The following is a 26,200-nucleotide window of genomic DNA, read 5'->3' as shown; positions in this document are numbered from 1 at the left end:
AAATCACCTCGTCGTGCCCGTGTTTGGGACACGAGCATTGTCATTTGTCCTGTTGAAACGAATGAGGCGCGGATGGCCGGAAAAAATCCGGCCATCGCACTCCCGCAATTTCAGCTCAAAAAGATCCGGGCGCTTCGGTAAGATTTGGACTTACAGGGAGCGCTGGATCGTCTCCACGCGATAACACTCGATGACGTCACCGGCACGCATGTCGTGATAGTTCTCGAAGGCCATGCCGCATTCCTGACCGGACTGGACCTCCTTCACTTCGTCCTTGAAGCGCTTCAGCGTCGACAGCTTGCCTTCGTGCACGACGACGTTGTCGCGGATCAGGCGCACATTGGCGCCGCGTTCCACGGTGCCGTCGGTGACGCGGCAGCCGGCAACCTTGCCGACCTTGGAGATGTTGAAGATCTCCAGGATCTCGGCATTGCCCAGCATGGTTTCGCGCAACGTCGGCGCGAGCAGACCGCTCATCGCCTTCTTCACGTCGTCCACGAGGTCGTAGATGATGTTGTAGTAGCGGATCTCGATGCCGTTGCGCTTGGCGGCCGCAGCGGCCTCCTTGTTGGCACGAACCGAGAAACCGATGATCGCGGCGTTGAAGCCTTCGGCGAGCGTCACGTCGGATTCCGAGATACCGCCGACGCCGGCATGCAGGATGCGGGCTGCGACTTCGTCGGTGCCGAGCTTCTCCAGCGAGCCGAGGATCGCTTCCAGCGAGCCCTGCACGTCGGCCTTGACGATCAGCGGGAACTCCTTGCGGCCCGCCGTCTTCAATTGCGACATCATCTGCTCGAGCGAGCCGCGCATGCCGGAGATCGAGGCTGCCGCGTTCTCGCGCTTCTGGTGCGCGCGGTAGCTGGTGACCTGGCGGGCGCGGGCTTCGTTCTCGACCACGGCGAGACGGTCGCCGGCTTCCGGCGGACCGTTGAAGCCGAGCACTTCGACCGGCACCGAGGGGCCGGCTTCCTGCACGGTCTCGCCCTGATCCGAGATCAGCGCGCGGACGCGGCCCATCTCGGCGCCGGCGACGATGATGTCGCCGACACGGAGCGTGCCGCGCTGGACCAGCACGGTTGCGACCGGACCGCGGCCGCGATCGAGCTTGGCTTCGATTACCGTGCCTTCGGCCGGACGCTCCGAATTGGTCTTGAGGTCGAGAATTTCGGCCTGGAGCGCGATCATCTCGAGCAGCTTGTCGAGATTGGTCTTGTTCTTGGCGGACACCTCGACGTCGACGACGTCGCCGCCGAAGGATTCCACCTGCACCTCGTGCTGGAGCAGCTCGGTGCGCACGCGCTCGGGCTTGGCGTCGGGCTTGTCGATCTTGTTGATGGCAACGATGATCGGCACGCCTGCCGCCTTGGCGTGGTTGATGGCTTCCACCGTCTGCGGCATCACGCCGTCGTCGGCCGCAACCACCAGCACGACGATGTCGGTGACCTTGGCGCCGCGGGCGCGCATCGCGGTGAACGCGGCGTGGCCGGGCGTGTCGATGAAGGTGATCTTCTTGCCGGTTTCGGGCGAGGACACCTGATAGGCGCCGATATGCTGGGTGATGCCGCCGGCTTCGCCGGAGACCACGTTGGCATGACGGAGCGCGTCGAGCAGCGAGGTCTTGCCGTGGTCGACGTGGCCCATCACCGTCACGACGGGCGAACGCGTCTCGGTGTCGGTGGAATCGTCGACCTGGTCGAACAGGCCTTCCTCGACGTCGGAGGCGGCAACGCGCTTGACGGTGTGGCCGAGCTCCTCGGCGATCAGCTGCGCGGTGTCGGCGTCGATCACGTCGGTGATCTTGTGCATCGCGCCCTGCTTCATCAGCATGCGGATGACGTCGACCGCGCGCTCCGACATGCGGTTGGCGAGTTCCTGGATCGTGATCGCTTCCGGGATCGTCACCTCGCGGATGAGCTTTTCCTTCGGCTCGTTCGAGGCGTGACCCTTCAGGCGCTGGGTGCGGCGGCGGAACGATGCGATCGAACGCTCGCGCACCTCGTCGGCATTGAGCGCCGTGACGACGGTCAGGCGGCCGCGCTCCTTCTGCGGGCCGGGCTTGTGCGTGGTCTTGGGCGCTGCCGCAGGACGTGCAGCACCACCGGGACCGCGACGGATCTGGCGCGGACCGTCATCCTCGTCGGGACCGGCTGCGACCGCGGGGGCGCGGCCGAGCGGGCCGCCGCCGGCCGGACGCGGCGTGGTTGTTCCGGGACGTGCAGTCGTGGTTCCCGGGCGTGCCGTGGTGGCGGGAGCGCCGGGCCGCGCTGCGGGCACGCCGGAACGCGGCGCCGGAGCGGCCGGGGCCGCAGCAGCTGCGGGGCGGGCAGCGGCCGGCTGCTCGCCTTCGCCAAAACGCTTCTTGGCTTCGGTCTCGGCCTTGCGCTTGGCCTCGTCCTCGTGACGGTGACGCTCTTCCTCGGCCTTGCGGCGGGATTCGGCAGCCTCGCGCTCGGCGCGTTCGGCAGCTTCGCGGACGGCACGGCGCTGGGCCTCTTCTTCGGCCTGGCGGCGTTCCTCGACTTCGCGCAGCTTGGCGTCGGCCAGCGCGCTGGCGCGGGCCGAACGTTCGTCCTCGGTCAGCGTGCGCAGCACTACGCCGGAGCCGGCGTTGCGCGGCGGCGCCGGGCGTACTGGTGCGGGTGCGGGCGCAGCCGGCGCGGGCTTCGGCGCCTCGGCAGTCTGCGGCTCAGGGGTGCCGTCGATGCGGCGCTTGCCGCGCTTCTCGACCACGACCTGCTTGCTGCGGCCATGGCTGAAGCTCTGGCGCACAGTGCCCGTTTCGACGCGCGGCTTGAGCGATAGCGTCTTGCTCGGAACGCTCAGCTTCTTGTCGCCAGGGGTCTTGGTATCAACCATTCAGCAGTCCTAATCCTGATCTTGTTAATGGTGTGCGTTCCCGCACCGTCCTATCGGGTCGTCGTTGTCTTTCAGAAATCCTGGCCGGGCTTTTCGGCAGTCTTGTCAGCGTCCGCCATCCGGTATCGGACCAGCATCTGGCTACGCGACAGGAATGACTTGCTCGCCGGGCCCGCGAGCAGGGCAGCATGTATCACATTTGACCGGGTTAGTGCCAAATCCAATTCTACCGATTTCAGTGCGGTGACGACGGGAATCGGCGGCTTGGCGCCGCGATTTCCGGCATTTTGACGCGCCAGCGTGTCCAATTTGCGGATTCCGTCCGCGGCCCCGTCGCTGGCGTGGATCAGGGCCTCGACCGTGCCTTCCCGAAGCGCGCTTTCGACCTTGCCGAAGCCGGCCACGACCTGGCCCGCCTTGGCGGCGATCCCAAGGGCTTCCGTCACGCTCCGAACCAGGAGCGCCTCGATATCGGCTGGAAGCGTCTGAGGGGTGCGCAGCTCGCGCTTGAAGGCTTTGCTAAATTGGTGACGCCGGACGGCTTCCGCAACCGCCTCGCGCGAGGCGGTGATCCACATGCCCCGCCCGGGCAGCTTGCGCTTGAGATCGGGAACTATCTGCCCGTCAGGGGATACGACGAAGCGGATCAGCTCGTCGATCGGCCGGACCTCGCGATTGACCGCGCACATGCGCATGGTCGCGGACCTTTCGGTCCGCGGTCCATGGTCAAGTTCGTGAGCAGTGTCTGCGAGCATCCGGGCGACATTCTCCTTCGTCCTTAAGCCGGCTGATCTTCGGTCGCCTCGGCCTCTTCAGCAGGCTTGGCGAGATCGGCCTCGGTGATCCAGCCGGCCTTGACGCGGGCCTGCATGATCATCGCTTCGGCATCGTCACGGGAGATGTCGATCCCGTCGAGCGCACCCGGATGCTTGGTCTGCTCGCCGCCTTCCTTGCGCTCGGTCCAGCCGACCAGATCGTCGGTGGCGCAGCCGGCGAGGTCGTCGACCGTCTTGATGTCGTTCTCGCCGAACTTCACCAGCATCTTCGAGGTCACACCGGGCACGTCCTTGACGGCGTCCTCGACGCCCAGCTCCTTGCGCCTCGCCTCGATCTCGGCTTCCTGCTGCTCGAGATATTCGCGGGCACGGCTCTGGAGCTCCTGCGCGGTCTCCTCGTCGAAGCCTTCGATGCTGGCGAGTTCCTTGAGGTCCACCATCGCGAGTTCCTCGACCGAGGTGAAGCCTTCGGACGCCAGCAGCTGGCCGACCACTTCGTCGACGTTGAGCGATTCCATGAAGACGCGGGTGGAGTTCTCGAAGTCGGCCTGGCGGCGCTCCGATTCCTCCTGCTCGGTCAGGATATCGATGTCCCAGCCGGTGAGCTGCGAGGCCAAACGCACGTTCTGGCCGCGACGGCCGATCGCCAGCGAGAGCTGGTTGTTGGTGTCGGGCACCACGACCTCGATGCGCTCGCGGTCCTCGTCGATGACGACCTTGGAGACTTCGGCGGGCGCCAGCGCGTTGACCACGAAGGTCGCGATGTCGGGCGACCACGGGATGATGTCGATCTTCTCGCCCTGCAGTTCGTTCACCACGGCCTGCACGCGCGAGCCGCGCATACCGACGCAGGCGCCGACCGGATCGACCGAGGAATCGCGGGAAATCACGCCGATTTTCGCGCGCGAGCCCGGATCGCGGGCCACGGCCTTGATCTCGACGATGCCGTCATAGATCTCAGGCACTTCCTGCGCGAACAGCTTTGCCATGAACTGCGGATGGGTGCGCGACAGGAAGATCTGCGGGCCGCGCGTCTCGCGGCGGACGTCGAAGATGTAGGCGCGGACGCGGTCGCCGTTGCGGAACACTTCGCGCGGCAGCATCTCGTCGCGGCGGATGATGGCTTCACCGCGGCCGAGGTCGACGATCACGCTGCCATATTCGACGCGCTTGACGACGCCGTTGACGATGTCGCCGATGCGGTCCTTGAATTCCTGATACTGCCGATCGCGCTCGGCCTCGCGCACCTTCTGCACGATCACCTGCTTGGCCGACTGCGCGGCGATGCGGCCATATTCCAGCGGCGGCAGGGTGTCGGCGATGGTGTCGCCGACCTGGGCGCCGGGATTGGCGCGCTGCGCGTCGACCAGCGAGATCTGGTTGGAATGGTTTTCGACCTTGTCGACCACCAGCATGTGGCGCGACAGCCGCAGCTCGCCCTTCTTCGGGTCGATCTCGGCATGAACGTCGGTCTCGCTGCCGTAACGGGCGCGCGCCGCCTTGGCGATGGCGTCCTCCATCGCTGCGATGACGATGCCGCGGTCGATCGATTTCTCGCGCGCAACCGCGTCGGCGATCTGGAGCAGTTCAAGTCGATTGGCGCTGACTGCCATGGCTAGTCTCCTTCGTCAGGCTCGATCTCGCCACGCCGCGCGCGTTCGGCGGCCAGGCGATGCTTCTTGGTATTGGTCGGGGCCGGCTTCTTCTTCGGCCTGGTATTCTTGGTGGTCTTCTCGCTGATCTTGGCGTGCGGTGCTTGCGGCGGTTCCAGGCCGAGATCCCGGCGCATTTGCCGCTCCTCGGCCTTGCCGCGGCGCATCGATTCCGCGATCAGCTCGTCGGTCAGCACCAGCCGTGCCTCACCGATGTCTTCCATCGTCAGGAGGACATCGGGATTGTCGCCGGCCTTGACGTCGTCGCGATGCAGATGCACGCGGTCGCCTTCGACGGCGCCGAGCGCGCCGCGGAACCGCTTCCGCCCCTCATGGGCGACAGCCATCTCGATCTTGACGAGATGCCCGGAAAAGCGCTCGAAGTCGGAACGGCGCACCAGCGGACGGTCGATGCCCGGCGATGAGATTTCCAGCCGGTAGGCGCGGTCGATGGGATCGGCGACGTCGAGCACGGGCGACAGCGCCCGCGAGATCGCCTCGCAATCCTCGAGCTGCATCGATCCGTCCGGCCGCTCGGCCATGATCTGCACGGTGCAGCCGGCCTCGCCGGAGATGCGGATCCGCACTAGGCGGTAGCCCATGCCTTCGAGCACAGGCGTTGCGACCGCAGACACCCGTGCCGCCACGCCAGGCTCGACCACGAGCCTCGGCTCGGCCAGCAACTCGGCATCGGTGGAACCAGTGGTCGGTTCGGTCATCGCAGGGATCAGGCGCTCGTTGGTTAACGCTTGGGTTAAGGCTTGGTTAACAAAGCCCGCTTTGGAACTTTCCCGACAGCGCGCCGGGCCGCATCTTCCGCCAAGCCGCGCTCAGGTAATAAAAAAGAGCGGGTCCTTTCGGGCCCACTCTCACTACGCGGATCGTATGAGAAGATGAATTAGCGCTGATATAGCCCTTTCCGCTGCCCCGGACAAGGCCCATCGCAGCGGCGAGGAGGCTTTTTGCGCCCGGTTCGCGGCCCCCTTAAGGCAACGCTTCTTTCATGAAGCAGGCCTAGATTCCCTGATTGTGGGGCGGCTTGGACCAAGGGCGCACCCGCGGCGTGCCCTGTACGAGTTTGCGTTTTCATGACCGTTGCCACGTCGCTCATTCCTGGACTGGACGATATCGTCAAACGCGGCGACCCCAGGCGTCGTGGCGAGATCGCGCGCGCCATCTCCGACCTGTTCTTCCAGGATCCCGAAAGGCTCCGTCCCGAGCTGATCGATCTCTTCGACAATCTCCTGATCGATCTCGTCCCCCATGCCGAGCTCGCCTCGCGGGTCGATCTCGCCGAGCGCTTCTCGCGCCTGAACAATGCGCCGCCGCATCTGGTCAACCAGCTCGCGCGCGAAAACGAGATCATGGTGGCGGGCCCTGTGCTGCGCCGCTCGCCCGTGCTCGACGACGCCGCTCTGGTCGAGATCGCGCGGCTGAAGGGCCAAGGCCATCTGCTGGCGATGACGGAGCGCCCGGCTTTGTCTTCCGTCATCACCGACGTGCTGATCGAGCGCGGCGATCGCGACGTGGTGCGTCGCGCCGCGGGCAATGCCGGCGCGGTGTTCTCGCCCGGCAGCTATTCCGAGCTGGTCAGGCGCGCGGCCCAGGACGGCGTGCTCACGCTCAAGATCGGCCAGCGCAGCGACCTCTCGGGCGAGCAGCTGAAGGAGCTCCTCGACGGCACGCTCGACGTCATCCGCCGCCGTCTGTCCACCGTGGTCAATCCCGCGCGTCAAGTCGAGATCAAGCGCGCCATGGCCGCGATCGAGGAGGCGGCGCTGCCGCCGGGGCCGCGCCGCGATTTTTCCGGCGCGCAGCGCACCGTGCTCGCGCTGCACCGCGAGGGTCATCTCGGCGAGAGCGCACTGCTCGGCTTCGCCAAGGCGAACAAATACGAGGAATCGATCGCATCGCTCTCGGCGATGTCCGGTGTCCGGCTCTCGATCCTCGACCGCCTGATCAGGGGCGACCGCTACGATCCGATCCTGGTGCTGGGTCGCATGCTGAACCTCGGCTGGCCCACGGTGCGCGCCCTGGTCCTGCTCTGGTACGGCCCGCACCGCACGCCGGCCGATGCCGACATCGAGGCGGCGCGCACCAACTTCACCCGCCTGATGCCGGCGACGGCCGAGCGCGTCGTCAATTTCTGGCGCAACCGGCAGACGATCTAAACTCGCCTGAACCGCAAGTACGCCGCCTTGCGCCCCTCGCGCGCGGCCTTCCGGCCGTAGCGCGTCATGGTGTAGCCGGCCCATGGCTCGCGGAAATCGTCGGCGCGTTCGGCAAGCCAGACGAAATCGGAAGAGCGCGCCAGATGCGACAGCGTCCAGGCGCAGTAATCATCGATGTCGCAGACGAAGCGGAATTCGCCGCCAGGCTTCAGCACGCGCGCCATCGCGGCGATCGTTCTGTCCTGGACGAAGCGCCGCTTCCAGTGCCGCCGCTTCGGCCAGGGATCGGGATGGATCAGGTCGATCCGCGACAGCGAAGCCCGCGGCAGCCAGGCCAGGAGCTCGGCGGCATCTCCGGCGAACAGGCGGATGTTGGAAATATTGGCAGCCTCGATCTGCGCGAGGATCTTGGCCATGCCGTTGACATAGGGCTCGCAGCCGATGAAGCCGGTCGTCGCGAAGTGCTGCGCTTCGGCCGCGAGATGCTCGCCGCCGCCGAAGCCGATCTCGAGCCGCACATCGTCTGCCGCGGGATCGAAGATCTCCGCGGCATCCGCCGGCGCTTCACCATCAATGTCGAGCGCGAGGTGCGGCAGCAGCTGATCGATCAGCTCGGCTTGGTGCTGCCGCAGCTTGTGGCCCTTGCGGCGCCCGAAGAAGGCGCGCTCGCTGTCGTCGCGATCGGGATCTGACTTGCGTTCACTCATCGCAGCGTCTGGTACAGCCGATGGAGCAGCCGCGCGCGCGGCGCGAGCGAGGAGACATAGAGCTGCTCATAATGAGTGTGCGCGCCCTTGCCGTCGACGCCGAGGCCGTCGAGCGTTGCGGTGTGCGCGGCGGTGAAATTGCCGTCCGAGCCGCCGCCGGTGTGCGTGTCGATCAGCTCGAAGCCGATTTCGGCGGCGAGCGTCTTGGCATGCTCGTACAGCGAGGCACCGGCATTGCTCTTCTCGTAGGGCGGACGATTGAGCTCGCCCGTGACCGTGACGGTGACGCCTTCGGTCTTCGAGGTCAGTCCGAGGATCTTGCCGACGAATTCGTCCGCGTCGGCAAAGCTCGGCACGCGCAGATCGACCTCGGCATAAGCTTCTTCCGGCGTCACGTTGGGGCGCGTTCCGCCGCGCGCCACGCCGACATTCACGGTGACGCCGCGCGTCAGATCGTTCATGCCTTCGAGCGCGAGAATCACGTTGGCGAGCTCGCGGACGGCACTGCGGCCGTCCTGGGGCCGCGTACCGGCATGCGCAGGCACGCCCTTGATGAGCACGCGGAAGCGTCCGACGCCCTTGCGCCCGGTGACGATCTTGCCGCCTTCGCGCGCCGGCTCGGTCACCAGCACGTATTTGGCCTTGCGTCCCTCCTTCTCAATCAGCGCACGCGAGGTCGGGCTGCCGATCTCCTCGTCGGAGGTGAAGACATGCGTGATGCCGAGCGGTGAGCGATTGCCATCGGCGCAAAGCGCGCGAAACGCGTGATGGGCGATGTAGGCGCCGCCCTTCATGTCGTAGATGCCGGGGCCGAATGCGCTGTCGCCTTCGACCTTGAACGGCAGACGCTCGATGAAGCCCATGGGGTGAACGGTATCGAGATGACTGAGGACCAGGATGCCCGGCTGATCCTGCCCCCACGCCGAACGCGCGATGAGATGATCGCCGCAGCCGTCGATGCCGGCGACGCGTTCGAGCGTGACGGACAGATCGCGATGCTGATCCGCGACCAACGACATCAGCCGGTTGACCTGTTCAGGCGAATCCGTCGGCGTCTCGATCTCCACCCAGCGGCGGATGCCATCGAGAATAGTTTTGGTATCGAACCAATTGGCGCTGGTCATGAACGCATCTGTGCCTTCGAACTGCATCATCGGAAAGGGCGCGCAGCAAAACGCGGCCGCAAATGACGACATAGGCCAGATTTCGCGCAGTCTCAAATCGGATCGAGTCGGCGCCTCAGCGCTTGTCGGGGCCTTCGCGCGCGGCGATCTGCTCGACGAGATCGACGATCGAGCGGCGCATCTTCGAATCGGTGATTCGGGTGAACGCCTTGGTCAGCGCGAGACCTTCGGAGGTCGCGAGGAAGTCGGAGACGTAAGAGGGCGAAGCGCCTTCGCTGAAGCCGTCCGGCCCCGGCACGCCGCTCGGGCCGCCCTCGAACAGGAACGACACCGGCACCTGGAGGATCTCCGCGATCTGCTGGATGCGGCTCGCGCCGACGCGGTTGGTGCCCTTCTCGTACTTCTGAATCTGCTGGAAAGTCAGGCCCAAAGCTTCACCGAGCTTTTCCTGGCTCATGCCCAACATGATGCGGCGCATACGCACGCGACTGCCGACATATTTGTCAACAGGGTTGGGCGCTTTCGACATTTCCTCAGCCTCCAAACACCACCTTCAGCGCAATCGAGAAGTTGCCTCAGGTGCCAGCATCGTCAAAATCAAACCCTGTTATTGGGTCACATTGCGGAGAAATTTAGCAATGCACAGCTGTCTTTCGCAGCCAGTGCAGAATGGGGAACCCGCGTGCAGTCTGTCAACCGTGGGACTACGGTTGTCAAAGGATTCCGCCGGGGCAGGCGGCGACGGTGCGATCAGGGGTGCCGCTTGGCAACACGGGCAACACGGCGGCGGAGCGCCAGAAATACCGCCAACGCGACGAGCATCGCTGCGGGCACATCGCCGACGCGCGCATAGACGGTCGGCGGGATCGCGGCGGGCAGGCTTGCATCCAAAATGCCTTCGATTCCGAGACCGAGGCTGGCAATCGTTCGCCCGACCGGATCGATCACCGCCGAGACGCCGGTATTGGCGGAGCGCACCAGCGGCAGTCCGAGCTCGATCGCGCGCATCCGCGCCTGCTCCAGATGTTGATAGGGACCGGTCGAGATGCCGAACCAGCCGTCATTGGTGAGGTTCACGATCCAGCCCGGACGCTCGTTGCGTCCGGCAACCTCGCCGGGAAAGATGGCTTCGTAGCAGATCAGCGGCAGTGCGCTCGGCGCGCCCGGTACCGAAAGTGCATGTCGCATAGTTCCGGGAATGAAGCCGCCGCGCACGCGCGTGAGTTGCTCGAAGCCGAGCTTCTCCATCAGGTCCTGATAGGGCAGGAATTCGCCGAACGGCACGAGATGCAGCTTGTCGTAGACCGAGAGCACGCTGCCGTCGTGATCGATCACATAGATCGAATTGTAGGCGCGCGTGACCGGCACCCCGCGCGGCAAATCGGGCGCGCGCACCGAACCCGTGATCAGCACCGTGCCCTTCGGCAGCAGCTCGGTGATCTGCGCCATCGCGTCGGCTTCGCGGGTCAGGAAGAACGGAAAGGCGGATTCCGGCCAGATCAGGATGGTGGCATCGCGTACGCCGGTCGATTGCGGCCCCGAGGCGCGGTCCGACAGCGCGAGGTATTTCTTCATCACCTCCGCCTTGGCGGCATAGTTGAATTTCGCGTCCTGCTGCAGGTCCGGCTGCATCAGCCGCAGCTTGGTGCCCGCGACCATCGTGGTCGGATGCAGCGACAGCCGGACCGCGCCGAAGATGGCCATGACGATCAGGAGCGCAATCGCCGCCGCCGGCACGCGCCATTGCAGGCGGCGATCGGGCGTGCGGTCGATCAGCGTCGCGGGGCTCGCGAAGATCGCAACCGTCAGGAACGTCATGCCCCACAGCCCGATCAGCGACGCCGTCTGCGCCAGCGGCAGCGGCTCGGACAGCGCATAGCCGAACGTGTTCCATGGGAAGCCGGTCAGCGCGTGACCGCGCAGCCATTCGCTGATGGTGAGGCTTGCCGCGAGCGCGAGCACGCGCGTGGCGTTCTTGGTCCAGAGCAGGCGCGCGAGCGCAAAGCCCATCGCCGTGAAGATGGAGAGATAGGCCGGCAGGCCCAGCACCGCGAACGGCGTCAGCCAGGCGAACACATCGGCGTCGACGAAGAAGGCGTAGCCGATCCAGTAGAGGCCGGGAACGAAATAGCCGAGCCCGAACCAGTAGCCGGTCAGCGCCGCGGCGGGCACGCCGCCATAGCGTCCCGCGCCGGCGCCGTCGATCAGCCAGACCAGCACTGGAAAAGTAATGAACAGTACCGGGAAGATATTGAACGGCGCCAGCGCCAGCACCGACAATGCGCCGGCCGCCATGGCGATGAGCGCGCGCTTCCAGCCCCAGGTGAGGATGATGGCAAGCGCGATCTGCCGAAGTCGCTGGAGCGCGCTCACTGCTGGCCGGTCCCCTCGCTCGGCGGCGGGGTGGGTGTGTCACTGGCCGGCGGCTGACTGCCGTCCGGCGTGGCCTCGCGGCGGCGGCTCTCGCGCTGGGTGCGCGGGGCGGGCCGTTCCTTGCGTGTCGAGATGCGCAGCCGCTTGACGCGGCGCGGATCGGCATCGAGCACCTCGACCTCGTAATGGCCGGGGCCCGAGATCACCTCGCCGCGCACCGGCAGGCGTCCGACGAAGCTGACGAGATAGCCGCCCAGCGTCTCCACCTCCTCGCCGGCCTCGCCGGTGACGAAGTCTTCACCGATCACGGTGCGGACGTCGTCGAGGCTGGCGCGGGCATCGGCGATGAAGGCGTTGTCGGGCAGGCGCACGATCGAGGGTGGCTCGTCGCTGTCGTGCTCGTCGTCGATCTCGCCGACGATCTGCTCGACGATGTCTTCCAGCGAAACCAGCCCGTCGCTGCCGCCATATTCATCGACGACCAGCGCCAGATGGATGCGCGTCGCCTGCATCTGCGCGAGCAGGTCGATCGCCCGCATCGACGGCGGCACGTAGAGCAGCTTGCGGATGATACGCGCATCCTCCAGCGGCAATGCGAGGTCGACCGCGCGCAGGTCGAGCCCGGCCGGCAGCGGCTTCTTGCGCTTGGTCTTGGCGGCTTCCGACACGCGCGCACGCGCGGTCATGAACGCGAGCAGGTCGCGGATGTGGACGATGCCGACGGGATCGTCGAGCGTCTCGTTGTAGACCACGAGGCGCGAATGGCCGGCGCTCTCGAAGCGGTCCATCAGCTCGCCGAGCGGGATGTCGCGCTTCACCGCGACGATGTCGGCGCGATGCACCATGACGTCGGCGATGCGGCGCTCGTGCAGGCCGAGGATGTTGCGCAGCATGGTGCGCTCGACCGCCGAGAAGCCGGTGTCGTCGGGCGTGGTCGCATCGAGCACGACCTGGAGGTCGTCGCGCACCGATCCGGCCTTCCAGCCGAACAGCGTGCGGATGGCGCGCAGCAGCCAGCCTTCCGCGGTCGGGCGCATCACCTCGCCGGGCGTCACCACGGCCGGCAGATTGGCCGTGTTGCGCGGATTGTCGTGAATAGGCTCTGAATCCGGCATCTCAATGCGTCCCCGGGCGCTCGGCATAGGGATCGGGGATGCCGAGGTGCGCCAGGATCTGCGTCTCCAGCGCTTCCATTTCCTCGGCGTCGTCGTCGTTCTCGTGGTCGTAGCCGATCAAATGCAGGAAACCGTGCACAGCGAGATGGCTTAAATGATGGTCGAACGGCTTGTGTTCCTCGTCCGCCTCGCGCCGCATGGTCTCGTAGGCGATCGCGATGTCGCCGAGCATGCGCGGCGCATCGCCTTCCTTCCACTCGCCCTCCGGCTGGAGCGCGGGGAACGACAGCACGTTGGTCGGCTTGTCGATGCCGCGCCAGTTGCTGTTGAGGGTGCGGATGCCGGCGTCATCGGTCAGCATCACAGCCACTTCCGCGTCGGCGACGTCTTCATCGACGCTCTCGGCGGCGGCGGCTACCGCGCGCTGGATCACGGCTTCGGAATCGGGTTCGCGCTGCCAGCAATCGGCAACGACGAGAACCTCGGTCATGGGAAGGTTGGGATGGGCCATTGTGTTGTCTGGGACGAAAGGCGCTGTGTCCGCGCCCGCTTGGTCCGGTTGCTATCTCGTCAGGATTGCCCGGCCGGCCGCTGCGGCAAACCTTCGTAGGCGGCGACGATGCGCGCCACGAGCTCGTGGCGGATCACGTCCTCGGCCTTGAAATGAACTTGGGCGATGCCTTCGACGCCGCTCAACAGGCGCGTTGCTTCTGCCAGGCCGGAAGTCTGGCCGTTCGGCAGGTCGATCTGCGAGGGATCGCCGGTCACGATCATGCGGCTGTTCTCGCCGAGACGGGTCAGGAACATCTTCATCTGCATCGATGTGGTGTTCTGCGCCTCGTCCAGGATGATGGCGGCATTGGTCAGCGTGCGGCCGCGCATGAAGGCGAGCGGCGCGATCTCGATCTCGCCGGTCTGCAGCGCGCGCTCGACGATGCGCGCGTCCATGAGGTCGTAGAGCGCGTCGTAGATCGGGCGCAGATACGGATCGACCTTCTCGCGGAGATCGCCGGGCAGAAAGCCGAGCCGCTCGCCGGCTTCCACCGCCGGCCGCGACAGGATGATCTTGTCGACTTCCTTGCGCTCGAACAGCTGTGCGGCGTGCGCCACCGCGAGCCAAGTTTTGCCGGTGCCGGCGGGGCCGATGCCGAACACCAACTCGTGGCGCTTCAGCGCGCGGATGTAGGAATCCTGCGCAGGGGTGCGCGCGCGCACCGGGCGCTTGCGCAGGTTGATGCTGTCGAAGGTCGCCTTGGACGATTTGGCGTCGAACTCGAACAGCGACCCCTGCGCGATCACGGCGCGGATCGCGCCCTCGACCTCGCCCTGGTCGAGGTCCTGTCCCTTCACGGCTTGTGCGTAGAGCGTCTCCAGCACCCGGCGCGCGGCATCGCAGCCGTCGCGCGTGCCGCCGATGGTGATGTGGTTGCCCTTGGAATCGACGACGACGCCGAGCCGTCGCTCGATCTGCGCGAGGTGCTGGCCATAGGGGCCGACCAGCGCGGATGCGGCGCGGTTGTCGTCGAAGTCGATGACGACCTGGGTCTCGGGCGGAACTTGCATGTCGCGGTCAAATTTGCGGCTGGGAGCGATAGAAGACGAATCCGATGCACTTTTGGGCAAGGGTTCAGGCTCCAGTGGCTTGCGATAAAGCGGGCTCGCGCGCGCTGCGCGGTATGGCGAGCTCGCCGAGGAAACTGTAGCGCTCGAGCCTGTCGATCCTGACAGGCAGGATCTGTCCGATGATGTCGGGCGAGGCCATCACATGGGCGGGCTGGAGGAATGCGGTGCGGCCGACGATTTGGCCGTCCTTGCGCGCCGGACGTTCGAACAGCACGTCGACCGTTGAGCCAATCGCAGCCTTGTTGAAGGCCGCTTGCTGGCTGTCGATCAGTTCCTGGAGCCGCTCCAATCGCTGGTCCATCTCGGCGGGGGACACCGTCTCCTGCATATCCGCGGCCGGCGTTCCCGGCCGGGCGGAGTATTTGAACGAATATGCTGCAGCGTAGCCGATTTGCGTGACAAGCGCGAGAGTGGCGAGAAAATCTTGCTCGCTTTCGCCGGGGAAGCCGACGATAAAATCTGATGAAAAAGCAATGTCTTGGCGTGCGGTACGGAAACGGTCGATGACATCGAGATAATCATCGGCGGTATGTTTCCGGTTCATGGCGGCGAGAATCCGGTCCGAGCCCGATTGTACCGGCAGGTGCACGAACGGCATCAAGGCATCGAGATCGCGGTGGGCCGCAATCAAACTGTCATCGACGTCGCGGGGATGGCTGGTCGAATAGCGCAGCCGCGCGATGCCGGGAATCGTCGCCAAATGCTCGAGCAGCCGGCCGAGCGGCCAGGTTTTTCCGTCCGGGCCCTCGCCATGATAGGCGTTGACGTTCTGGCCGATCAGCGTGAGCTCGCGCACCCCGTTGTCGGCGAGCCGCTTCACGTCGTCGATGATTTTTGTCACCGGTCGCGAAACTTCCGAGCCTCGCGTGTACGGCACGACGCAGAACGTACAAAACTTGTCGCAGCCTTCCTGCACCGTGACGAAGGCGGAAATGCCGCGTGCGCGGATCGCATCGGGCTTCGGCTGTGCCAGGAAGCCGAACTTGTCCGCGGCCGGAAACTCGGTCTCGATGGCGCGGCCTTCGCTGCCGGCGCGCTTCAAGAGATTCGGCAGTTGATGATAGCTCTGTGGCCCGACCACGACGTCGACGACAGGCGCACGGCGCACGATCTCCTCGCCCTCGGCCTGCGCCACGCAACCCGCAACCGCGATCTGCATTGCGCGACCGGAGCGCGCGGCCTCGTCCTTGGCGACGCGTAAGCGCCCGAGCTCGGAATAGACCTTTTCGGAGGCCTTCTCGCGGATGTGGCAGGTGTTGAGGATGACGAGGTCGGCCTCCTCGGCGCTATCAGTCTCGACGAATCCTTCCGGCGCCAGCGTGTCCACCATGCGCTGGGCATCGTAGACGTTCATCTGGCAGCCATATGATTTGATGTGCAGCTTGCGCGGCGGCGTCATGGAACCCGGAATGGATGTGGAGGACGGCCCTCAGATATAGGCTAGAGGGCCGAAAATCCAGCGAATGGAGCCATTTTCGGCCGTCATTCCGGGGCGATGCGTGGCATCGAACCCGGAATCTCGGGCCAAAACCTCTGGATTCCGGGTTCACGCGCTGGGCGCGTGCCCCGGAATGACACCCAGTGGCGAAATCAGCCCGTCAGGGCGTCCGCCTCGACCCGCCGGACCAGCTCCGGCAATTGGTGCATGTCGGCAAAGGTCAGGTCGGCGCCGGCCCGGCGCAGGGTCTCGGCATGGCCGGCGCCGCAATGACTGCCCCCGTAAAAGCCGAATACTTTCATTCCGGCCGCCCGTGCGCCGGTAATGCCAGCCAGACTGTCCTCGATGACGACGCAGCGTTCCGGCGGCACGCCCATTTCCTTGGCCGCGAACAGGAACAGGTCCGGTGCGGGCTTGCCGTTCGTCACTTGCGAGGACGAGAAGATGTTCGGCGCGAGGCGCTGATAGAGCCCCGTCCTCCCCAAGCTCACTTGCATGCGCGGATGCGAACCGCTCGAGGCAACGCAGACACGTTGCGTCAGGACGTCGAGCACGTCGTGGATGCCGCGGATCGCTTCGAGGTCGGCTTCGAAGGCGCGAAACAGCTCGTCCTGCAGATCGCCGTGATAGGCTTCGGGCAATTTACGGCCGAGCTCGGCTTCGATCTCGAGATTGGCCTGTTTTGTCGAGCGGCCGAGGAAGCGTTCGGACACCTGTTCCGACGTGATCGGATAGCCGTGGCGGGTGAGCACATCGGCATGCGCGCGACAGGAGATCGCCTCGCTGTCCACGAGCACGCCGTCGCAATCGAAGATGATGAGATCGATGGGCATTCAGTGTGTGACTTGGCTATTGCACTCTGCCGCAAGGCGGGCGGTGCCACCTCTCCCATAGGGAGAGGTCGGCGCGAAGCGACGGGTGAGGGGTTGCGGTCTCTCGTGAGACTTGAGTCCCCTCACCCGATTTGCTGCGCAAAACGACCTCTCCCCAACGGGGAGAGGTGAAGGAGCGCCGATGCGTGGAATTCGAAAAAGCACTTAAGACGTCGGCTTGTCGTCGTCGAGCGGGACGCAATAGAGCTCGAGCCGGTGGTCGACCAGGCGATAGCCGAGCTTGCGGGCGATCTCCGCCTGCAGCTTCTCGATCTCTTCGGAGGTGAACTCGATCACCTTGCCGTCGCGCAGATTGATGAGGTGGTCGTGATGGCTGTCGCGCATCGTCTCGTAGCGAGCGCGGCCCTCGCGGAAATCGTGGCGTTCGATGATGCCGGCATCCTCGAACAGTTTCACGGTGCGATACACGGTCGAGATCGAGATCTTGTCGTCGACGGCGACACAGCGCCGGTACAATTCCTCGACATCGGGATGATCGGCCGCCTCCGCGAGCACGCGGGCGATGACACGGCGCTGCTCGGTCATGCGCATGCCGGTGGCGGCACAGCGCGCCTCGATGCCGGACGCCTTGGATGCGGAAGAAGGTTTCAGTGCGGTCATGATGTGTCTGCCTGGGGGGGCGCTTTCTGCCATCGATGTTACGACAAGTCACGTCGCATCAGAAGGGCGTTCAATTGTTCCCCGTTGGGCTGCTTATAGTAGCGTTCGCGGCGGCCCACCACCATGAATCCGGCCCCATCGTAGAGCCGCCGCGCCGGCTGGTTATTTTCCTCGACTTCAAGAAATATTGTGCGCACCCCGCGCCCGGCGAGGTGGCCGAGATGGGTCATCAGCAGCGTCCGGGAGAGGCCGCGGCCGCGATGGGCCCGGTCGACTGCAATCGAGAGGATTTCCGCCTCGTCGGCGCCGATCCGCGACACCGCAAAGCCGATCGTCTTGCGGCCGAGGCGCAAGCGATGCACCAGCGTGTTGCGCTCGATCATCATGCTTTCGAATTCGCCTTCGCCCCAGCCGCGCGCAAACGACGCGCCGTGCAGCTGTGCGAGCCGTGCGGCGTCGCGCGCGGAGGCGGGCTCGACGGCGGCCGTGCCGCCGCGCCACCATTCCGACAACCAACTCATCATGAGGTTGCGGCTCGTGCGAGCGGCGGCAATGCGGCCGGCTTTGCATCGGGCGCTTTCAGGTAGAACGGCCGCGCCGGATTCGTCTCGGGATCGGCCGCAGCGCCAAGCCAGGCGACCCAGCCGATGTCGGGCGCGGGCTGCGCGTCCACCGCAACGGGCTGCGCTGCGTCTATAGTCCAGCGCTCGGCGAGGATGCTTGCGGCATTGCCGACCAGACGCGGAGCGCCAAACTGTGAGGCCGCGATGGCCTCGTCGATGGGAGCGACGACCGGCCGCACCAGTTGGCTGCCGTCGCCGGCGACGATCTGGAAATAGACGTGGTCATGCCGCGCATCGATCGCCGAGATCACGGGCACCGTCTCGTTCCGGCTGACGATGGCCGCGGCATAGGCCGACAGCGTCGTCACTCCGACCGCCGGCTTGCCGGCGGCGAGCGCAAGCCCGCGTGCGGCCGAGATGCCGACGCGCAGGCCGGTGAAGCTGCCGGGTCCGGTGGTGACCGCGATGCGGTCGAGTGCGGTGAAGGCAAGGTCAGCCGATTGCATCACCCGCGCGATCAGCGGCATCAGCGCTTCCGCGTGACCGCGCTTCATCGGCAGCGATTCCTGCGCGCGCAGCTCGGCCGTTTCGGTGTCGAGCACGGCCGCGGAGCAAGCGTCGAGCGCAGTATCGATGGCGAGGATCAACATGGAAAAGTGAATGGCGAGTGGCGAATAGCGAACAGTCTAGCGAACCCGGCGCTCATCCGCCATTCGTCAATCACTATTCGTAGCCCCCCTGACAGCGCCGCATTTCGTAGCATTTCGTAGGGTGGGCAAAGGCGCTCTTGCGCCGTGCCCACCACCTTTATCTTATGGCAGAGAAGGCGGGCACGCTTCGCTTTGCCCACCCTACGGCACCTGTTTACATCGGCCGGACTTCGACCACGTCGGGCACGAAGTGCTTGAGCAGGTTCTGAATGCCGTGCTGGAGCGTCGCGGTCGATGACGGGCAGCCGGAGCAGGCGCCCTTCATGTTGAGATAGACGATACCGTCCTTGAAGCCGCGGAAGGTGATGTCGCCGCCGTCATTGGCGACCGCCGGCCGCACGCGGGTCTCGATCAGGTCCTTGATCATGTCGACGGTCTCGGCATCGGCCTCGTCGAAGAACTCGTCCTCGTCGTCGAGGTCGACATCGCTGGTTACGGTGCCGTCGGCGAGCAGCGGCGCGCCGGACATGTAGTGCTCCATGATGGCACCGAGGATCGCGGGCTTGAGCTGCTGCCATTCACCGCTCGCCTTGGTGACGGTGATGAAGTCCGATCCGTAGAACACGCCGGTGACGCCGGGCACCTCGAACAGCTTTTCGGCGAGCGGCGAGCGCGCGGCCGATTCGCGGCTCGAAAATTCCATCGGGCTGCCGTCGACGACGACGCGGCCGGGAATGAATTTCAGCGTCGCGGGATTGGGGGTGGCTTCGGTTTGAATGAACATGGTTTTCTCCAGACGTCGCCGGTTCAAGGCCGGCGCGTACTCCATCCAGTAGCAGATGGCGACGGCGAACGCACGATCAAGGGGCGGGACGGATGTTTTGCTGTTATATCAGCAGGTTAGGTGTCTCCGTTTCCCTCTCCCCGCCTGCGGGGAGAGGGTTGGGGTGAGGGGGAGTCTCCGCGGGGACGGTGAAAGTTGGACTCGCGGAGGCTCCCCCTCACCCGCATCCCATCTTCGATGGGATGCGACCTCTCCCCGCAAGCGGGGCGAGGTGAAGAACAAGCTACGACAGCGAATCCACGCTTTGGTCGCTCAGCGCGCCCGAAATGATCGTCACCGGCACCGGGAACGTGCCGAGCTCATGCGCGAGCAGCGCGACCAGCGGTCCGGGGCCTTCGGCGCCGGGACTGGCGGCGAGCACCAGCATGGCGATGTCAGGGTCCTCGTCGATGACAGCGAGCAGCTGTTCCAGCGCCGCGCCTTCGCGGATCACCCGCTCCGGCGTGATCGCGGCAATGCCGTTGGCTCGGCCGGCGGCGCGGTCGAGCGCGGCTTCCGCCGCCTCATGCGCCTCCGCGCGCATGATCTCGGCGACTCCCAGCCATTCCTGCGTTTGCTGCTCAGGCTCGATGATGCGCAGCATCACCACGCCGCCACCGGCGCGGATCGCCCAGCGGCTGGCATAGTAGACCGCGCGATCCCATTCGGCGGTGTCATCGACGATGACGAGGCATTTGGGCTTGTGACCCGGCCCGAAGCAAAGTCGCTTGGTGGTCATGCATGTCCCGGAATGTGCACGACCGGCATGCTGCCACACTCCCGCAAAATTGGGGAGGGGAGAAGCGGCCGGCGCGGTGGCGCAGGCCGGGTTTCGCTAAGCCATCATCCGCGCCGGCGGATGAAGCCGACGATGTCCTTCGACTGGTTCATGGTCTCTTCGGCGATGGCGCGGGCGCGATCGGAACCGTCGTTGAGGATGGTGTCGATATGGCCGGGGTCGGCGACGAGGCGCTTCATCTCGCCGGCGATCGGCGCGAGCTTGGTCACGCACAGCTCCGCCAGCGCGTTCTTGAAGCTGGAGAACTGGCCGCCGCCGAAATCCCTGAGCACGTCGGCCTTGGGGCGGCCGGAGAGCGCGGCGAAGATGCCGACGAGATTGTCGGCCTCGGGACGCGCTTCCAGGCCCTTCTCCTCGGTCGGCAGCGGCTCCGGATCGGTCTTGGCCTTGCGAATCTTCTGCGCGATGGTGTCGGCGTCGTCGGTCAGGTTGATGCGCGAATTGTCGGAGGCATCCGACTTCGACATCTTCTTGGTGCCGTCGCGCAAGCTCATCACGCGCGTCGCCGGTCCCGTGATCAAGGGTTCCGGCAGCGGGAAGAACAGGCCGTCATTGGCGCCCTGGGCACGAATGGAATCGCCGAAATCGTTGTTGAACTTCTGCGCGATGTCGCGCGAGAGCTCGAGGTGCTGCTTCTGGTCCTCGCCGACCGGAACGTGGGTGGCGCGGTAGAGCAGGATGTCGGCGGCCATCAGCACGGGATAATCGAACAGACCCACCGAGGCATTCTCGCGGTCCTTGCCCGCCTTCTCCTTGAACTGGGTCATGCGGCCGAGCCAGCCCATGCGGGCGACGCAGTTGAAGATCCAGGCGAGCTCGGCATGGCCCGAGACCTGGCTCTGGTTGAATACGATGTGTTTCTTCGGATCGATGCCGCTGGCGATGAACGCCGCGGTCACCTCGCGGGTGTTGCGCGCGAGCTCGGCCGGGCCGCCCCAGACGTCCACGCCTTGCGTGATCGCGTGCATGTCGACGACGCAATAGATGCAGTTGTGAGTTTCCTGCATCTTCACGAAGTTGACGATCGCGCCGAGATAATTGCCGAGATGCAGATTGCCGGTCGGCTGGACGCCCGAAAAGACCCGTTCAACGAATGGCATGGTAAGCCTTCCCATAGGTATTCGGCCGTCGTTTCCAACAGCGGCGCTGCCCCGTCAAGGGTAATTCGCTTGCCTCAGGCGCGCTGGTCCTGCGGGGCGGGTCGCTTCAAGGCACTGGCCGCCTCGCGCCAGGACGCGGCGCCGAGGATTTGCAGCAGCAGGCCGTAGACAGCGATCCCGGCGCCGATCTGCACGCCCAGCACGATGAATCGGATCAGGCCGTGCGCCTCGGCCGGGATGAGATCCGCGGTCAGCCAGAGCAGGGCGCCCATGGTGGCCGCGGCGAGCACGATCCGCGGCAGCCGTTTTCGCGCGGCCGCATCGACCGAGAAGCCGAATTCGCCGGTGCCTTTCCGGAGCAGCGAAAGCGCGCTGCTCCAGGCGCCGGCAGCGATGCTCGCGGCGATCCCGCTCGCGCCGAAGAAATGGCCGAGCAGAACGGCGAGGGCGACCGCCACGACGAAGCCTTTGGCCGTTGCGAGCAGCGGCGTCATCGTGTCGCTGCGGGCATAAAAGGCCGGCGACAGCGCCTTGATCAGCACATGGGCCGGCAGGCCCAGCGCCAGCCACATCAGCGCATGCGCGGTGGCGACGCTGTCCTCGGCGCTGAAGGCGCCATGCTCGAACAGCAGCCGCACGATCGGCGCGGCCAGCACGATCAGGCCGAGCGTGGCGGGCAGTGCGAGTCCCGTGGCAAGCTCCAGCGCGCGCGATTCCGCGTGCGCCACGGCGTCGCGGTCGCCGCTGCCCACCGCGCGCGTCAGCTCCGGCACCAGCACGGTGCCCATGGCGACGCCGACGATGCCGAGCGGCAGCTCGATCAGGCGGTTGGCGAAATAGAGCCAGGAGACCGCAGAAGGTGTCGCGGAGGCGATGATGGCACCCGCGACCATCAGCCATTGCGGCCCCGAGCTTGCGATCATGCCGGGAATGGCCTTGGCGAAAAAGCCGCGCATCTCCTGGCCGAAGCTGACGCGCAGCGGTGTCGCGAGTTTTGCACTTCGCTGCGACAGCAGCATCAGCAATTGCAGCAGGCCTGCGACGCCGACCGTGGCCGCCAGCATCCACGCGGCGAAAGCTGCGTCGGCATGCCAGACCAGCAGTGCTACGATCGCGGCGATCAGCGCGATGTTGAACAGCAGCGGCGAGAACGCCGTCAGCGCAAAGCGTCCCTGCGCGTTCAAGAGTCCCATCAGCACCGTGACGGGGCCGGCGAAGGCGAGATAAGGCAGCATCAGCCGCGCGTTCTGGACCGCGAGATCGAGCGTCCCGCTGCCGAGGAATCCCGGCGCGATGATCGTGATGATCAGCGGCATCACCAGCGCAATGACGACCGAGAGCGCGATCAGGGCCACGCTGACCGTGCCGAGCACGTGGCCTGCGAAGGCGGAGGCGGCCGCCTCGCCGTCGCGCTCACGAACGCGCAGCCAGGCCGGGATCAGGGCCGCATTCAGCGCGCCTTCGCTGAGGAGCCGCCGCACCACGTTGACGAGCTGGAACGCGGCCAGGAACGCATCCGCCACCGCGCCGGTGCCGAGCAGCGCCGCGATCAGGGAATCGCGGGCAAAGCCCAGAAGCCGCGAGGCCAGTGTTCCCGTCGAAACGGTCAGGAAGGAGCGGATCATCGGCTGTTATAATACCGTTGCTTGCCCGTGCAGGCCCGGTCGTGATAGGCCGCGAGCCGGATTTCAGGCCGACAGGAAGCGGATTTTGCCGGTAATCGCAATCCGCCAAACAGGATCAAGGTGAATGGCTGACGTGAAATATGACGTTCTCGGCATCGGCAACGCGCTGTTCGACGTGCTGGTCCGGACCGATGAGGCCTTTCTGGCCAAGCATGCGATGACCAAGGGCAGCATGTCCCTGATCGACGAGGCGCGTGCTGCCGCGATCTACGCAGACATGGGCCCGGCCACCGAAGTCTCGGGAGGATCTGCCGCCAACACCATCGTCGGCATCGGCAGCCTCGGCGCCCGCGCCGCCTATGTCGGCAAGGTCAAGGACGACCAGATCGGCAAGCTCTATGTCCACGACATCCGCGCCGCCGGCGTCGCCTTCAACACGCCCGCCGCGAAGGATGGTCCCGCCACCGGCTGCTCCTACATTTTGGTGACCGGTGACGGCGAGCGCACCATGAACACCTATCTCGGCGCGGCGCAGGACCTCTCGCCCGCCGACATCGACCCGGCCGAGATCGCCGCGGCCGGCATCGTCTATCTCGAGGGTTATCTCTGGGACCCCAAGAACGCCAAGGACGCTTTCGTCAAGGCGGCCGGCATCGCCCATGAGGCCAAGCGCAAGGTGGCGCTGACACTCTCGGATTCCTTCTGCGTCGACCGCTATCGCGACGAGTTCCTGGGATTGATGCGGGGCGGCACGGTCGACATCGTGTTCGCCAACGAGTCCGAGCTGCACTCGCTCTACATGACCTCGGATTTCGACACCGCGCTGAAGCAGCTGCGCAACGACGTCAAGCTTGGCGTCGTCACCCGCAGCGAGAAGGGCTGCGTGGTGGTGACGCCGACGGACGCGGTCGCAGCTCCCGCCTCGCCGATCAAGCAGCTGGTGGACACCACCGGCGCCGGCGATCTCTTCGCCGCGGGCTTCCTCTACGGCCTCGCGCGCGATCTGTCCCACAAGCAGTGCGGCGAGCTCGGCGCGCTCGCGGCCGCCGAAGTGATCCAGCACATCGGTGCCCGCCCGCAGGTGTCGCTGAAGCAGCTCGCCCAGCAGCGCGGGCTGACGGTCTAGGCCTCCGCTCCCTCCCCGTCATTGCGAGGAGCGTAGCGACGAAGCAATCCAGGCTGTCCCCGCGGAGGGATTCTGGATTGCTTCGCTGCGTTCGCAATGACGCTGTGGGTGCAGTCGCGCGCCTCACACTCAGTCGTCATGCCCGGGGTTGTCCCGGGCATCCACGTTCTTCGTACCGCGAGGAGAGACGTGGATGGCCGGGACGAGCCCGGCCATGACGCGTGGTGAGAGCTGCGCCCCTCACGCCGCCTTCTTTCCGCTGCCCGCATCGAGCCCGGCATACACGCCGCGCTCGAAGCCCGCGAACGCCTCCAGGCATTTTCCATCCGCGAACGGCAAGAGCTGCATCAGGATCACGCCGGTGATGTCGCGTGCAGGGTCGATCCAGTAATAGGTGTTGGCGAGGCCCGCCCAGGCGAGGCTGCCGGCGCTGCGGCCTTCAGCTGTCCTGGCGGTGTTGATCATGAAGCTGAGGCCCCATTTCTTCACCTGCTCCGGATAGAGATCGACGTCGTTGGTGTAAGGCGGCGCTGCGGTCGTCATCTTGGTCATGTTGAGATCGCCCATTTGGTTCTGCCCCATCATGGCGATCGTCTCGGCCTTCAGCACCTGGTTGCCGTTGCCGCGGCCCTTGTTGAGGATCATTTGGGTGAACTTGATGTAGTCGGCCGCGGTCGAATAGAGGCCGCCGCCGCCCATGTGGAATTCCGGGCTCTGCTCGAGCTCGAACGGCATCGAGGCGAGCTGGCCGTCCTCCCCGCGCGCATGCATGCCGACGAGACGCTTGCGCATGTCGTCGGTGATCTTGAAGCCGGTGTCGCTCATGCCGAGCGGGGCGAACATATTGTCGCGTAGATACGCATCCAACTTCTTGCCGCTGACCGCCTCCACCGCCTTGCCGACGAAGTCGATATTGGTGCCGTATTCCCAGCGCGTGCCAGGGTCGGTCATGACAGGCGTCTTCAGCGCGGCGTTTTGGCAGGTGATGATCCCGGGCGTGCCGGTTTTCTCCATGTAGGTGGCAAACTCGGCGTTCCACATGTCGTAGCAGAAGCCGGCGGTGTGGGTCATGAGCTGGCGCAGCGTGATCGGCCCCTTCGCCGGCCGCAGCTTCGGCTTGCCCGCGTCGTCGAAGCCTTCGAGCACCTGCGGCTTGGCGAGGTCTGGCAACACCTCGCCGATCGGCGCGTCGAGCGCGAGCTTGCCTTGCTCGACCAGTTGCATCGCGCCCGCCGATGTCACCGCCTTCGTCATCGAGGCGATCCAGAACACGCTGTCCTCGGTCATCGCATCGGGCTTCGACAAATCGCGTTTGCCGAACGCGCCGTGATACAGCACGTCGCTGCCGCTGGCGGCGATGGCGACGACGCCCGGGATTTCCTTGGCGTCGCTTGTCTTACGCAGGACCTCGTCGATCTCAGCTTGGTTATGCATACGCGTTTCCTCCGGTTTGATTATTGTTGGAAGCGATCGATTGTCCTCCCTGAGGTCGCGTGCGGCAAGTATCTCAACTTGTGCGCCGGTCGCGATGTCGTGACTTGACGGTGTGCTGTCGCCGCAGGACGACAAGACGGGCTGAGCTGCAACACTCCGTCACAATCCGCGGTGGATAGCCGCAACTCACCGTGACCTTGGATGGGCTCAAGCGATAATGTTTTCGGTGTTTGAAGCACTTGAAACATTTTTTGCGTTGCGGCGTTCAGCACATGGCCCGATCGGCGCCTGACGTTAGAACTTGATGCAAATTTGCGGCCGCCATCCGGCCGCGAGGGGGACCTCAGATGATTTCGACCTGGAGCGAATGGAAGCGCTATCCCCGTCACGGACGGGGAGACAATCTGGAGGCGCCGATCTCGCCCGGCATTTACGAGGTCCGGATCGCCGGCACCGGCGCGCTCTATTCGTTCGGCGCGGTTGACAATCTCGCGCAGTCGCTGGCGCTGCTGCCGGTCGGCTCGAAATCGTGGTTCGGCCGCCGCGACACCTCCGACGTTCCCGATCTCGAATACCGGACGTGCGCGACTTCCTCGAAGGCCGATGCCAAGGCCGCCGCCGAGCGCATGATCGGCCGGCGCGAGACCTATATGAGCGGCGCGGCGTAAGGCCGCCCCTAGCTTAGCTCCCATCAGATGTGCGTTGCCGGGCGGTGCATTGCGCAGCGCCCGCCCCTATATTCCCGCCAA

24 protein-coding genes are annotated in these 26,200 nt (G+C 65.5%); 3 read left to right on the top strand and 21 right to left on the bottom strand.

Annotation, left to right across the window (positions count from 1 at the left end; translation table 11 throughout):
• Window positions 1-150: 150 nt before the first annotated feature.
• The 4 genes from infB to rimP all read right to left on the bottom strand — a co-directional run bounded on the left by infB (window position 151) and on the right by rimP (window position 6,006).
• Window positions 151-2,859 (bottom strand): translation initiation factor IF-2, encoded by a 2,709-nt coding sequence (gene infB, locus QA642_RS00245; RefSeq protein ID WP_283082863.1) that lies wholly within the window; start codon window positions 2,857-2,859, stop codon window positions 151-153.
• A gap of 71 nt (window positions 2,860-2,930) precedes the next feature.
• On the bottom strand, window positions 2,931-3,614 hold the full coding sequence (locus QA642_RS00240) for an RNA-binding protein (protein ID WP_283082862.1): 684 nt from the start codon (window positions 3,612-3,614) through the stop codon (window positions 2,931-2,933).
• A 23-nt stretch (window positions 3,615-3,637) separates the two neighbouring features.
• On the bottom strand, window positions 3,638-5,248 hold the full coding sequence (gene nusA, locus QA642_RS00235) for a transcription termination factor NusA (protein ID WP_283082861.1): 1,611 nt from the start codon (window positions 5,246-5,248) through the stop codon (window positions 3,638-3,640).
• A gap of 2 nt (window positions 5,249-5,250) precedes the next feature.
• Window positions 5,251-6,006 (bottom strand): ribosome maturation factor RimP, encoded by a 756-nt coding sequence (gene rimP / locus QA642_RS00230; protein ID WP_283082860.1) that lies wholly within the window; start codon window positions 6,004-6,006, stop codon window positions 5,251-5,253.
• A gap of 369 nt (window positions 6,007-6,375) precedes the next feature.
• On the opposite strand from rimP, the gene QA642_RS00225 reads away from it, so the two are divergent.
• Window positions 6,376-7,458 (top strand): DUF2336 domain-containing protein, encoded by a 1,083-nt coding sequence (locus QA642_RS00225; protein ID WP_283082859.1) that lies wholly within the window; start codon window positions 6,376-6,378, stop codon window positions 7,456-7,458.
• Here QA642_RS00225 and trmB read toward each other — a convergent pair.
• From trmB to murJ, 16 genes are all read right to left on the bottom strand, one after another.
• Entirely contained in the window at window positions 7,455-8,165 is a 711-nt protein-coding gene (gene trmB / locus QA642_RS00220) for a tRNA (guanosine(46)-N7)-methyltransferase TrmB (protein WP_283082858.1), read from the bottom strand. The two genes, QA642_RS00225 and trmB, sit on opposite strands and share 4 nt — an antisense overlap.
• Window positions 8,162-9,319, bottom strand: coding sequence for a M20 family metallopeptidase (locus QA642_RS00215; RefSeq protein WP_283087120.1), 1,158 nt, complete (start codon window positions 9,317-9,319; stop codon window positions 8,162-8,164). Before QA642_RS00215 ends, trmB begins: the two co-directional genes overlap by 4 nt.
• A gap of 85 nt (window positions 9,320-9,404) precedes the next feature.
• Window positions 9,405-9,818, bottom strand: coding sequence for a helix-turn-helix transcriptional regulator (locus QA642_RS00210; protein WP_018319423.1), 414 nt, complete (start codon window positions 9,816-9,818; stop codon window positions 9,405-9,407).
• Between the two features lie 221 nt (window positions 9,819-10,039).
• Window positions 10,040-11,662: an apolipoprotein N-acyltransferase gene (lnt, locus tag QA642_RS00205; RefSeq protein ID WP_283082857.1), complete on the bottom strand. Its 1,623-nt coding sequence runs from the start codon at window positions 11,660-11,662 to the stop codon at window positions 10,040-10,042.
• A complete protein-coding gene (locus tag QA642_RS00200; RefSeq protein ID WP_283082856.1) occupies window positions 11,659-12,777 on the bottom strand; it encodes a hemolysin family protein in 1,119 nt (372 codons plus the stop codon). The genes lnt and QA642_RS00200 overlap by 4 nt, the downstream gene beginning before the upstream one ends.
• Window position 12,778: 1 nt before the next feature.
• A complete protein-coding gene (gene ybeY / locus QA642_RS00195) occupies window positions 12,779-13,288 on the bottom strand; it encodes an rRNA maturation RNase YbeY (protein WP_283082855.1) in 510 nt (169 codons plus the stop codon).
• A gap of 59 nt (window positions 13,289-13,347) precedes the next feature.
• On the bottom strand, window positions 13,348-14,340 hold the full coding sequence (locus QA642_RS00190; RefSeq protein WP_283082854.1) for a PhoH family protein: 993 nt from the start codon (window positions 14,338-14,340) through the stop codon (window positions 13,348-13,350).
• A gap of 64 nt (window positions 14,341-14,404) precedes the next feature.
• A complete protein-coding gene (miaB, locus tag QA642_RS00185) occupies window positions 14,405-15,799 on the bottom strand; it encodes a tRNA (N6-isopentenyl adenosine(37)-C2)-methylthiotransferase MiaB (RefSeq protein ID WP_283082853.1) in 1,395 nt (464 codons plus the stop codon).
• 191 nt (window positions 15,800-15,990) lie between these two features.
• Window positions 15,991-16,671: an HAD family hydrolase gene (locus QA642_RS00180; protein ID WP_283082852.1), complete on the bottom strand. Its 681-nt coding sequence runs from the start codon at window positions 16,669-16,671 to the stop codon at window positions 15,991-15,993.
• A 204-nt stretch (window positions 16,672-16,875) separates the two neighbouring features.
• Window positions 16,876-17,331: a Fur family transcriptional regulator gene (locus QA642_RS00175; protein ID WP_283082851.1), complete on the bottom strand. Its 456-nt coding sequence runs from the start codon at window positions 17,329-17,331 to the stop codon at window positions 16,876-16,878.
• Window positions 17,332-17,369: 38 nt separating this feature from the next.
• A complete protein-coding gene (rimI, locus tag QA642_RS00170) occupies window positions 17,370-17,855 on the bottom strand; it encodes a ribosomal protein S18-alanine N-acetyltransferase (protein WP_283082850.1) in 486 nt (161 codons plus the stop codon).
• Window positions 17,852-18,544 carry a tRNA (adenosine(37)-N6)-threonylcarbamoyltransferase complex dimerization subunit type 1 TsaB gene (gene tsaB / locus QA642_RS00165; protein ID WP_283082849.1) on the bottom strand — a complete coding sequence of 231 codons (693 nt, stop codon included), beginning with the start codon at window positions 18,542-18,544 and terminating at the stop codon, window positions 17,852-17,854. Before tsaB ends, rimI begins: the two co-directional genes overlap by 4 nt.
• A 214-nt stretch (window positions 18,545-18,758) precedes the next feature.
• Window positions 18,759-19,328 carry a NifU family protein gene (locus QA642_RS00160; protein WP_283082848.1) on the bottom strand — a complete coding sequence of 190 codons (570 nt, stop codon included), beginning with the start codon at window positions 19,326-19,328 and terminating at the stop codon, window positions 18,759-18,761.
• 283 nt (window positions 19,329-19,611) lie between these two features.
• On the bottom strand, window positions 19,612-20,106 hold the full coding sequence (locus QA642_RS00155; RefSeq protein ID WP_283082847.1) for a universal stress protein: 495 nt from the start codon (window positions 20,104-20,106) through the stop codon (window positions 19,612-19,614).
• Between the two features lie 104 nt (window positions 20,107-20,210).
• The gene (trpS, locus tag QA642_RS00150; RefSeq protein ID WP_283082846.1) at window positions 20,211-21,266 is read right to left on the bottom strand and encodes a tryptophan--tRNA ligase; all 1,056 of its coding nucleotides are present in this window, start codon (window positions 21,264-21,266) and stop codon (window positions 20,211-20,213) included.
• Between the two features lie 74 nt (window positions 21,267-21,340).
• The gene (gene murJ / locus QA642_RS00145; RefSeq protein ID WP_283082845.1) at window positions 21,341-22,891 is read right to left on the bottom strand and encodes a murein biosynthesis integral membrane protein MurJ; all 1,551 of its coding nucleotides are present in this window, start codon (window positions 22,889-22,891) and stop codon (window positions 21,341-21,343) included.
• A gap of 124 nt (window positions 22,892-23,015) precedes the next feature.
• Between murJ and QA642_RS00140 the strand changes: the two genes are divergently transcribed.
• The gene (locus tag QA642_RS00140) at window positions 23,016-24,017 is read left to right on the top strand and encodes an adenosine kinase (RefSeq protein ID WP_283082844.1); all 1,002 of its coding nucleotides are present in this window, start codon (window positions 23,016-23,018) and stop codon (window positions 24,015-24,017) included.
• Between the two features lie 240 nt (window positions 24,018-24,257).
• Here QA642_RS00140 and QA642_RS00135 read toward each other — a convergent pair whose 3' ends face one another.
• A complete protein-coding gene (locus QA642_RS00135; protein WP_283082843.1) occupies window positions 24,258-25,451 on the bottom strand; it encodes a serine hydrolase domain-containing protein in 1,194 nt (397 codons plus the stop codon).
• Between the two features lie 347 nt (window positions 25,452-25,798).
• Here QA642_RS00135 and QA642_RS00130 point away from each other — a divergent pair, with 347 nt between their 5' ends.
• Window positions 25,799-26,119 carry a hypothetical protein gene (locus QA642_RS00130; RefSeq protein WP_235542283.1) on the top strand — a complete coding sequence of 107 codons (321 nt, stop codon included), beginning with the start codon at window positions 25,799-25,801 and terminating at the stop codon, window positions 26,117-26,119.
• Window positions 26,120-26,200 lie beyond the last annotated feature (81 nt).

Origin of the sequence: Bradyrhizobium sp. CB2312 (assembly GCF_029714425.1) — a bacterium.
Taxonomy (GTDB): Bacteria; Pseudomonadota; Alphaproteobacteria; order Rhizobiales; family Xanthobacteraceae; genus Bradyrhizobium.
This window is presented reverse-complemented; position numbering and strand designations above follow the sequence as displayed.